The organism is Rhodovulum sp., assembly GCF_011048875.1.
In the GTDB taxonomy this organism is placed as follows: domain Bacteria; phylum Pseudomonadota; class Alphaproteobacteria; order Rhodobacterales; family Rhodobacteraceae; genus Rhodovulum; species Rhodovulum tesquicola.
In genome coordinates this window covers 1-9,428 of the sequence record NZ_DSDD01000303.1, presented here as the reverse complement: position 1 = coordinate 9,428, position 9,428 = coordinate 1, and the positions used below count along the sequence as shown (strand labels likewise).

At 68.4% G+C, this 9,428-nt stretch carries 14 protein-coding genes and 1 pseudogene; 8 read left to right on the top strand and 7 right to left on the bottom strand.

Features of this window, described 5'->3' with window-relative positions:
- The coding region (locus ENN83_RS10680) for a transposase (RefSeq protein ID WP_287186817.1) at positions 1–256 on the bottom strand (256 nt) is incomplete at its 3' end.
- A 78-nt stretch (positions 257–334) separates the two neighbouring features.
- Positions 335–679, bottom strand: coding sequence for a hypothetical protein (locus tag ENN83_RS10675; protein ID WP_287186815.1), 345 nt, complete (start codon positions 677–679; stop codon positions 335–337).
- 18 nt (positions 680–697) lie between these two features.
- Between ENN83_RS10675 and ENN83_RS10670 the strand changes: the two genes are divergently transcribed.
- The 8 genes from ENN83_RS10670 (at position 698) to ENN83_RS10640 (ending at position 4,731) form a co-directional block, all read left to right on the top strand.
- Positions 698–1,345 carry a DUF2092 domain-containing protein gene (locus tag ENN83_RS10670; RefSeq protein ID WP_287186813.1) on the top strand — a complete coding sequence of 216 codons (648 nt, stop codon included), beginning with the start codon at positions 698–700 and terminating at the stop codon, positions 1,343–1,345.
- Between the two features lie 140 nt (positions 1,346–1,485).
- Positions 1,486–1,953: an alpha/beta hydrolase gene (locus tag ENN83_RS10665; protein ID WP_287186812.1), complete on the top strand. Its 468-nt coding sequence runs from the start codon at positions 1,486–1,488 to the stop codon at positions 1,951–1,953.
- Positions 1,853–2,401 (top strand): alpha/beta hydrolase, encoded by a 549-nt coding sequence (locus tag ENN83_RS10660; RefSeq protein ID WP_287186818.1) that lies wholly within the window; start codon positions 1,853–1,855, stop codon positions 2,399–2,401. Before ENN83_RS10665 ends, ENN83_RS10660 begins: the two co-directional genes overlap by 101 nt.
- Positions 2,402–2,643: 242 nt before the next feature.
- Positions 2,644–2,796, top strand: a complete 153-nt coding sequence (locus ENN83_RS10655; protein WP_287186811.1) for a hypothetical protein — start codon at positions 2,644–2,646, stop codon at positions 2,794–2,796.
- Positions 2,797–2,898: 102 nt separating this feature from the next.
- Positions 2,899–3,279: a hypothetical protein gene (locus ENN83_RS10650; RefSeq protein ID WP_287186809.1), complete on the top strand. Its 381-nt coding sequence runs from the start codon at positions 2,899–2,901 to the stop codon at positions 3,277–3,279.
- Positions 3,280–3,334: 55 nt separating this feature from the next.
- Positions 3,335–3,700 carry a sulfatase-like hydrolase/transferase gene (locus ENN83_RS10645; RefSeq protein ID WP_287186808.1) on the top strand — a complete coding sequence of 122 codons (366 nt, stop codon included), beginning with the start codon at positions 3,335–3,337 and terminating at the stop codon, positions 3,698–3,700.
- An 8-nt stretch (positions 3,701–3,708) separates the two neighbouring features.
- Positions 3,709–3,903 carry a hypothetical protein gene (locus ENN83_RS16955; RefSeq protein WP_349760115.1) on the top strand — a complete coding sequence of 65 codons (195 nt, stop codon included), beginning with the start codon at positions 3,709–3,711 and terminating at the stop codon, positions 3,901–3,903.
- Positions 3,904–3,948: 45 nt separating this feature from the next.
- On the top strand, positions 3,949–4,731 hold the full coding sequence (locus tag ENN83_RS10640) for a hypothetical protein (protein WP_349760114.1): 783 nt from the start codon (positions 3,949–3,951) through the stop codon (positions 4,729–4,731).
- A gap of 86 nt (positions 4,732–4,817) precedes the next feature.
- Here ENN83_RS10640 and ENN83_RS10635 read toward each other — a convergent pair whose 3' ends face one another.
- From ENN83_RS10635 to ENN83_RS10615, 5 genes and pseudogenes are all read right to left on the bottom strand, one after another.
- Complete coding sequence (locus tag ENN83_RS10635) at positions 4,818–5,711, bottom strand: hypothetical protein (protein WP_287186807.1); 894 nt, start codon at positions 5,709–5,711, stop codon at positions 4,818–4,820.
- Positions 5,708–6,451 carry a class I SAM-dependent methyltransferase gene (locus tag ENN83_RS10630; RefSeq protein ID WP_287186806.1) on the bottom strand — a complete coding sequence of 248 codons (744 nt, stop codon included), beginning with the start codon at positions 6,449–6,451 and terminating at the stop codon, positions 5,708–5,710. The genes ENN83_RS10635 and ENN83_RS10630 overlap by 4 nt, the downstream gene beginning before the upstream one ends.
- Entirely contained in the window at positions 6,448–8,022 is a 1,575-nt protein-coding gene (locus tag ENN83_RS10625) for a hypothetical protein (protein WP_287186821.1), read from the bottom strand. Before ENN83_RS10625 ends, ENN83_RS10630 begins: the two co-directional genes overlap by 4 nt.
- A complete protein-coding gene (locus ENN83_RS10620) occupies positions 8,009–8,311 on the bottom strand; it encodes a hypothetical protein (protein WP_287186820.1) in 303 nt (100 codons plus the stop codon). The genes ENN83_RS10625 and ENN83_RS10620 overlap by 14 nt, the downstream gene beginning before the upstream one ends.
- A 250-nt stretch (positions 8,312–8,561) precedes the next feature.
- Positions 8,562–9,047 (bottom strand): annotated as a pseudogene (locus tag ENN83_RS10615) (glycosyltransferase family 2 protein); the annotation flags it as partial.
- Positions 9,048–9,428: the final 381 nt, after the last annotated feature.

Sequence of the window (9,428 nt, the reverse complement as noted above, 5' to 3'; positions counted from 1 at the left end):
CGCTGTCGTAAAGGGTCTTCTCGGCCATCGGGTCGCTCAGGGCATACCAGTTCTGCAGGAAGCAGACCCGCAGCATCACCTCCAGCGGCATCGGTGGCCGGCCGCCCTTCGGCCCAGCCTTGGTATAATGCGGTGCGATCAACGCCAGCAGCCGACACCAGGGCACCACCGCGTCCATCTCCGCCAGGAATTGCTCGCGCCGCGTGACCTTCTTCATCGCATCACGCAGACCGGGAAAGGCGGGCTGTTTCGGCATCGGTGGGGCTCCTTGAAGGGATGTCCAAGTCTACCAGATCAGGCAGAAGTCGGGAGGTTTTTCAGACGTTCCTATCGTTCACGGACGATCAGTGTAGATCGTCATTCGACGATGCGAGGGCAATCGCAAGCCGCCCCACCCCGGATCGCCCCGGAAGGGTCCTAGCCTTGCGACATGGCCCCCCGATGGTTCGGCGGATGCCGTCATGGAATTTTCCGGCAGGATGCAGGACGAGAGCCCGAGGGGAAGATCCGTTGCTCCGCTGCCCGGATCATGCGCGCGCCGCGCCAGGCCGAGGGATTGCGGCGCCGCCGGTGGCGTCTTGTCATCATGCGCCAGAATGTTCGCACCGGAGATGTGGCAGACAAGCTTCAGATTGACGACGCCCCAGGGGCGAAAGCCATTCTGGCGCAGGAACGTCACCTCTGGGAAGAGAAGCCGATGGGTCGCTTGAGGAAGGGTCAGCCGGTCGTGGCCGTGACACTGATCGCCGCCTCGATGACGGCATCGACGGCCAGCGCACAGGACATCGACCCCGGGGCGGACGACATCCTTCGGGCGATGTCGGATTATCTGGCCGGTCCGGGCAGCTTCAGCGTGACCGCGGATGCCTCGACCGACATCCTGATGCGCGACGGCGCCAAGGGGCAACTGACCGCGACCGGCCAGATGGTCCTGGACCGGGCGACCGGCTTCCATGTCACCCGCAAGGGGCCTGCGGGCCAGACCACCATCGTGTTCGACGGCACGCCCATCGCCATCGCGAACGAGGCGCTGGGACTGCACCTGTTCATCCCGGTCGCGGGCGATGACGACCGCGCCGACATCAGCACCACCTTCCTGCAACCCTTCATTGCCTGCACCACGCCCGAGGCATGGACCTTCACGGTCAATTCCGAGGCCAGCTATGACTGGGAGGACGAGGAATGGGCGATCCCGATCAACCTTCAGGTCTCGAAGATGACGATGATCGGCAAGCAGCCGGTCAGCATCGGCGGCGGGGTGCGCTACTGGGCCGAAAGCGGCCCGTCCAGCCCCGAAGGCTGGGGCGCAAGGCTGTTCGTGAGCTTGCTGTTCCCGAAAGGCTGAGCCCGCATGCCAGGGCGATCCCTCGACGGATATCCGGGCAGGCGCGGGCGCCCTCCGCCGAGCCCGGCATCTTCCTGTCGACCGGCCGTGCGGCGGAACCTGGCCTGGCCTCGGTCGAGGTCACGATTCCGCCGCCCCATGTGATCGGACAGATCGAACGGCCCAAGCGGCGGCCGCCCGACCCGCGGACGGAATTCACGGTCGTCGATCCGGTCGTCTGTGGCGGTGACGCCGACATGATCTCCGCGCTCAACCGCGCGCTCGTCGCCCGCGGCAAGATCAAGGAGATCGCCGACATCATGGTGCGGACCCAGGCCGAGAGTGCAGATGCCTTCGCGCATTCGATGGGCACGCTGCTGACCATGGAAGGTCTGCTGGACCTGCAACAGGCCGGCACGCTGGGGCGCCGGGGAGAGATCAACCATATCATGCTGGCCTCGCCCGATATCAACCTCGACCTGTTCCGCACCCAGCTTGCCCGGCTTTCGCCGAGGATCCGCAAAGAAGATCTACCTCCTCGTCTCCGCGGACGACAGGGCGTTCCGCGGGTCCTCAATCATCGCGGGGGGCGTTCCGCGGGTCGGCGCGGCGAACATGACGGAGCTTGAAAAACTCGGCCTGACGGTCATCGACCTGTCGGGAATCGACGATTCCAGTTCCGGAAGCCATTCGAAATTCGCCGGATCGCCGGAAATGGTCCAGTTGATCGGCGCGGGGCTGAATTCGGTCGGCGGCGTCGCGGGCGTCGAACCTTTGCAGCAATACCTTCTGTCGCCTGAACCGGGCCGGACCCAGACCTACGACATCGCCTGGGATGCCGAGCGCGAACGCTGGTATCCGGTGTTCCCCGCCCCGATCTTGCCGCGACCGGATCGCCCGATGCCTGCACCGATTGCCACACCGACCGCGACGCGGCCTGGGCGGCGGCGAAACTGGCCGCGCGCTTGCCCGAGACGCATCTGCAGATCGTCGCCGCCTGGTCGATGGTGGTCCGCCTGCACGCCCGGCGGCATGACACCGCCCAACGCGCGGAGTTTCTTGCGCCGACAGGGTTAATTCCGGATCGTTGCACAAAGGGCGTCCGGCCGGAATCGCGTCTGCGATTTGCCGGGGCTTGCGTGCAGGACGGACAAGGCATGTGTGGATATCGACAAGGTCGCCATGCCCCGGGGGAGGGAAGAATGCCGACAACGCGACTGCAACGGACAGCCGGTGTTGCCGCGCTGTCGGCCCTGACAGCAGGTCCGGCCATCGCACGGGACAGCGGCTGGACCTTCGATCTGACCGGCTATCTGTAGGTGAACGATACCGGTGTGACCGCCGACACGCCATTCGGCGAAGCGAGCGCCGAACTCAGCTTCAGCGATGCGCTGGACGCGCTCGACTTCGCCTATATGGGCATGGTCGAGGCGCGCAACGGGCCGTGGGGCGTCATTGGCGACCTGCTCTAGTTCAAGCTCTCGGCCGACGGCCCGACACCGAACGGCGCGCTGTTCTCGAAGGTCGAGGCCAAAAGCGAGATCACGGTCGTCAGCACCTACCTGACCTACCGCGTGCACGAGGACGCCAATGTCGCCTTCGACATCGGCGCGGGCTTGCGGGCGTTCTGGACCTCGGTCGACACGAAACTTGTCGGCACGGGGGGCAATCCCATCCGGGATTTCGGCCACGACAAGGATCGGGTCGATCCGGTCCTGGCCGCAAGGCTATCGATGGCCTTCAACGAGAAATGGTTCGGCACGCTCACCCTCGATGCGGGCGGCACCGGCGACAGCAGCAGCTGGCAGGCGCTTGCCACGGTCGGATACCGCCTGAACGAGAAATGGACACTCCAGGGCGGCTATCGCTATCTCGAGGCCGAGTGGGACACCGATTACGGCAAGGCATCGCTGGATCTATCGGGTCCGGTCATCGGCGCGACCTACCGGTTCTGACCGCGGGCCGAGGCCGGTTTCTTGAACGCATCCTGCGCAATCCAGGGGATTGAACGTGGCACTGGTCGAGACGCGCTGCACCGGGTGGCGGTGGACAACATGGGTCGCGGTGACCTGCCTGACGCTGATCGTGGCTGGGCATGCAAGGGCGCAGGACGACCGGCCCAACATCCCGCTGATCGTGGCCGACGACGCCGGCTATGCGGATCTCGGCAGTTTCGGCGGCGAGATCCAGACCCCGAACCCTGACGCGCTCGCCGCGGTCGGGATCCGGTTCACCCGGTTCAACGCCAGCGTGACCTGCTGGCCGACGCGCTCGATGCTGCTGTCCGGCACCGACAACCACGCCCCAGGCGTGGGCAGCATGGCCGAGTCACGGCCCCCAACCAGCTGGGCGCGCCGGGCTACGAGGGCCACCTGAGCGACCGTGTGGCACCCCTCCCGGCCCTGCTGGCAGAGGCGGGCTACAACACCTTCATGGCCGGGAAATGGCACCTGGGCGAAGAGCCCGAGCACTGGCCGGCGGCGCGCGGATTCCAGCGCGATCTCTCTCTCATCCCCGGCGGCGGCAGCCATCTGGACGACATGTGGGGCGCAAGGGGCGAGCGGCAGCCCGACACCTGAAACGGTGAATTGCCGAGGGCCCTGCGGCCCGGGTTCCATTCCAGCGTGGATTACACCGCGGCGATCATCGACAACATCGAGGAGCATCGCGCCGACGGCAGGCCGTTCTTCGCCTGCCTCGCCATGCAGGCCCCGCATGACCCGTTCCGGTTGCCCGACGACTGGCGCGACCGCCATGCGGGCCGCTACGATGACGGCTACGACGCCCTGCGCGCCGCCCGGATCGAACGGATGAAGACGCTGGGCATCCTCGATCCGGAGGCGACGGTCTTCCCGCGGCTGCCGGGCGTGCCCGCCAGGGCACAGGCCGGTGCCGGTCCGCTCCGCATGTTCAAGGGCTTCCGGTCCGAAGGCGGTATCCGCGTTCCGGCCATCGTTGCAGGCCATGGCGTGCAGCGCGGCGCCCGCATCGCCGACAGCCTGACGCATCTCATGGACATCCCGGCAACCATCCTTGAGGTTGCAGGCGTGCCCTACCCCGACACCCGTGACGGCAAACCCGTGCCGCCACTGCTGGGCAAGTCGCTGACCCCGATCCCGAGCGGTGAAAGCGACGCGGTGCGCGGCCCCGCCGACCGGATCGGATGGGTGCTTTTCGGCAACCGGGCGGTCCGTATGGGCGACTGGAAACTGGTGTCGCTGTGCGCCCCCTACGGCGCCGGGGACTGGCAGTTGTCCGACCTGAAGGCCGACCCTGGCGAAACCCACGACCTCGCCGCCGAGCGCCCCGAGATCCGGGACGAGATACTGCGGCACTGGGACGACTACGCCGCGACCCACAATGTCATCATTCCCGACATGTCACCGATCTGCCAGCCCGCGAACTGACCGCGGCCAGGCGTCAGGCCATCGCCCGGCCGGAGCCGCCTGCCCGCCTCCGGCCGCGCGGGGCAAGGACAGGGTTCCGGCGGGCGTCAGACGGTGCTGGCGCGCCGCGTCCAGAGGACCTGCCATCCGACCAGAAAACAGGCCAGATCCCCGAGAATCGTGACGATCCGGAAAACGAGGGCCGCCAGAAGCGCACCCTCGCCGCCGCCATTTGCACCCAGCACAGCGACCAGAACCGCCTCGCGCATTCCAAGCCCGCCGGGTGCGCCGGGTGTCAGATATCCCACGAGCCAGGCGATGACGGCGACAAATCCAGCCAGAAGCGGATCGGCAAACCCGAGAAGCACGGCAACCCCGGCGAATACCGCCCCGAGCCCGACCATGAAGGACATGGCCAGAAGCAGCGGCCCGGCGATGCCCCGGATGCGACGCGCGGCGAGCGCGGCCCCAAGCCCGATGACCGCGAAAGCCCCCAGCGCAAGCGCGCCGTCGGGCGGAACAAGTCCGGATGCCCAGCCGGGAAGCTGCAACCTTTCCAAGGGCAGCAAGGGCAGTGCCAGCGCCAGCACAAGAACCGCGCCCGCCGGGGTCACCGCGACCTCGATGGCGGTGGCCCGGGCAAGCGCGCCGTCGCCCAGCGGGCCGCCCCGCAGCCACAGCGCCCGCCCCAGCAGATGGGCGACATTGCCCGGCAGGTAGCGGGCGATCTGCGTTGCCGTGAAGGACAGGTAGGTGCGGCGCCGCGGCTCGGCCCCGAAGCCGGCGACGATCCGGTGCCAGGCCTCGGCCAGCAGGAACAGAAGGCCGCCATAGGCCAGGGCCAGCAGCCCGATCACCGCCAGCGACGCAGGGTCGGGACGCCATGCGGCCAGAGACGGCCAGTGGCGGACCAGTTCGCGGCCCAGGAACCAGAGCGCAGCGGCAAGGATCGCGAACCCTGCAAGCCGCGCGCCCCGTGACAGAAGGCGCCTCGTGCTCATGGCGCCGTGCGGACGTCGGCAAGCAGCGTCGTTTCGTCGGGATAGGGCAGCGCCGGGGTCAGACCGCGCAGGCAGCGCGCGCGCAGTCCGGACTCCGCGATGGCCGCGCGATACCGGGCGCGGCCGGAATTGTCGAACACCATCATCCCGCCGGGGGCAAGCCTGTCCCGCGCATGTGCAAGGCAGGCCGCCCGCGCGCGCCCGTCGATCACGATCAGGTCGTAGGCCGCGCTGTCCCCCGTCTCGATCGCCCGGGCATAGGCGGCAAAGCCCTGTCCGGCCTCGCCCGCCTTTTCCGAACGATAAAGCGGCTCGACCGCCCCGGCCGGATCGGGCGGGACAAGGCGCAGATCGACCGGTGCCAGCCCCGGCATCGCCGCGATCCTGCGGGCGACCTGCGCGTGCCAGCCCGCATGATGTTCGACGCTGGTGACCGTGCCCGCCCGCCGGGCAAGCCAGATCGTGCTGGCGCCCGAGCCATATTCGAAGACCCGCGCCCCCGGCCGTGCGGCCAGCGCGCGCTCGACCTCTGCGATGGCGGCATAGCTCCACCACGGCACGTCAAGCGCGACCAGACCGTCGAGGTCATGGATCGCGAAAAGACTGCGCGCCCAATGCGCCAGGCGCGAGCCCTCTCGCCTGCGATCCAGCCAGTCCAGCAGTCCTACACGGGCCGAAACCCGTTCCAGGCCCCGCGCAAGGCCCACATATCCCGTCTTGGCAATGGCTGCGACGCTCATGCTTCTTCGGTCCTTTCGGTGCGTTGGCCGCGGGATGCGCGCGGGGCGCGGCAGATTTCGTCGATCCGGGCCGGGTCAAAGCCCCGTCCCGCCGCGCGGCGGCGGCAGTCCTCCTCGGTCCAGGGCGCGAAGAAACTGCCCTCGACGCCGACAAAGGCACCGCGATAGGCACCGGCCGTGGTCAGGTTGCCGGTCAGCCCGATCATGCCCGCCGCGACAAGGCCAAGCGACATGGGCGCGGCCAACGGCCGGGTCGCCAGCCGCGGGACCAGCCAGCCCAGCCCGGGCAGCGCCAATGCCGCGGCCAGCGGCCACAGATCGACGTGATAGCGCAGCGTCACCGTCGCATAGGCGAGCGTCACCCCGGCGGCCAGCCCGGTGCCGAGGACCAGGGCCCAGTGTCGGCGCAGCGCCGCAGCCCCCGCCGCAAGCCCTGCCCCGGCCGCAATCGCCCAGATGGTCCAAAGCGCCAGGATCCCCCCTCCGGGCCCCTCGATCCGGACGGCGCCCACCCTGTCCCACGTGGCCGCAACGTGCATCCTGCGGGCGACCTCATGCGCCCCGGGCGAAAGCGTTTCCGCCGGCGCCAGCGTGTAGAGCAGCGCGTTCGGCACGATCCGGGCGGCATTGAACCGTCCATGTTCGATGAAACCCTGCGCCCGCGGCCCGTCCTGCGATTCATGGCCCCAGAAGACCGACCCGTATTGCACGCCGGCCGCGTCGAACCTCCCATGGGTTTCGGTGGCCCCGCCGAAGCGCGCCGCGTTCAGCCCCAGATAGCCGACCCCGCCCAGCCCCAGCATCGCGCAGCCTGCCAGCACCGGCGCAAGCGCCCGCCATCCGCCCCGCAGCAGGGACAGCCCGATCGCCGCAACCGCGATCACGTAAAGTCCGATCGCCAGGTTGGGACGGGCATGCAGGCACAGCGCGGCCAGAAGCGCGACCCCGACGACCATGCCCGCGGTCGGCCGACCGCGCGGCATGCCCAGAATCCAGAGCGCGACGACCCCGGCCGCCAGCGCATAGGCCATGGCGATAGGCTCGTGATAGAGCGCGATATTGGAGGCCAGCACCAGCCCCGGCGCGCCCAGCCAGACCGCCGCCGCCAGAAGCCCGGACCAGGCGACCGCGCGCCGCCCGCCGCCCGGCCAGCTCCGGCGGGCGACCTGAAGGAATGTCAGGTGGTAAAGTGCGGTACCGGCAACCGACCAGAACCAGATCGAGACCGGCGCCAGCGATCGTCCCCCGATCTCGACGAAGGGCGCCAGCGCCAGGCGCGTGATCAACGGCCCGAGGCCGTGGTAGAAATGCGCCGTGCCATCGGCGGTGTAATGGCCTTCGAACCCGATCACCCGTACAGGCAGATCGAGACGGCCCTCGCGCAATGCGAGCCATGCCTGGTCATAGATGTCGGTGCCGAAATGCGCGGGCTCGGCCCCGGCGAGGATGCCGAAGACGATCCAGCCGTAAAGCACGGCCCCGAGAATCCCGCCCGCAAGCGAGACCGCCAGGACCAGGCCCGCCACGGGAGCGGTGCCGACCTGCGCGGCAGGGGCGTCAGTCGCGTGCATCTTGCCACGGCGCGGAGCCGGGAGAACGGGCCAGCGTCGGTTCCAGCCGACGCATCCGCACCAGCAGCGCCTCGGTCAATCGGCGATTCGTGGCGATGGTGTCGCTGAGAAAGGCGATGACCACGGTGAAATAGCCCGCAAGCAGGAACACCCCGCCCAGCACCAGCGACTGGACATGCCCGTCGCCCTGCCCCATCGCATAGAAATACAGGAACCGCACCACGGGCAGCATCCCGATCAGCAGCATGACCAGCCCCGCGGCCAGAAAGCTGTACAGCGGACGATACATGACGCAACTTCGCAGCATCGTCACCACCTGCCTGGCCGGCCATGAACTGAAATGTCGAGCGGAACAGGCGCGAGGGGCGCGTCGCGGGATTGGTACGCACCGGCACCGAAAGCACCGTCAGCCCGTGCTGACCGGCATGGATCAGTGTCTCGATCGTGTAGGAAAAGCGGGTCATCACGTTGATCGTGAGGGCGGCCTCGCGCGAATAGGCGCGAAAGCCCGTCACCGCGTCCTGCACGTCAAGCCCGGCCAGCCCGCGCACGACCCGGCTTCCCAGGCGTTGCAGCAGCCGCTTGGACGGGGCAAAGGCCGGGTTGGCGCCGGGGTTGCGGTCCCCCAGCACGATATCCGCGCGGCCCTCGACGATGGGGCGCACGAGATCGGGGATGGAACTGCCGCAATACTGGTTGTCGCCATCGGTATTGACAATGATATCGGCCCCTGCGGCGATGGCGTTCTCGATCCCGGCCTGAAAGCTGCGCGCCAGCCCCTTGTTGCCCTTCTGGCGCAGGATGTGGTCCACGCCGAGCCGTCGGGCGACCTCGACGGTGTCATCGGTCGAGCCGTCATCCACGACCTGGATTTCGACCGTGCCGATCCCCTCGATCTCGCGCGGGATTCCGGCCAGGACCGCCGGCAGCGTGCACTCCTCGTTCAGGCAGGGGATCTGGACGATGAGTTTCAACGGACGCGGGCGTGCTGCGGCGGCCGGTCCGGTCGGTCCGGTCGGGTCCATGTCGGGCGCGCCGTCGAAATGTCGATAGGTGAAAGTCATCGCCCTTTCCGTAACTCCGCCGACGCCGCTCACTGGTCCCGCAGGGCCGACACTCCCATTGAAATCAGGCGAAACCGCGCCGCCTGAATGCCCCTTGGGCGGCGAATCCGGCGGCGACGCCAGCCTCGCATGTCCGGAGGACGACAACATGGATCCGGTTAAGAAATCACTTCAGGGCCGAGATGCGCCTTTCCGGCTAGGTTGCCGCGCCCGCCCTGCCCCTCTCACACCGCCCAGAGCCGGAACCGGCCCTGCCCGGTCAACTCGCGCACAAGGCCCATGCGGTGCAGCCGGGCAAGGCCGCGCTCGGCCGTGTCGCGCGACAGGCCCGCGAGCGTGGCG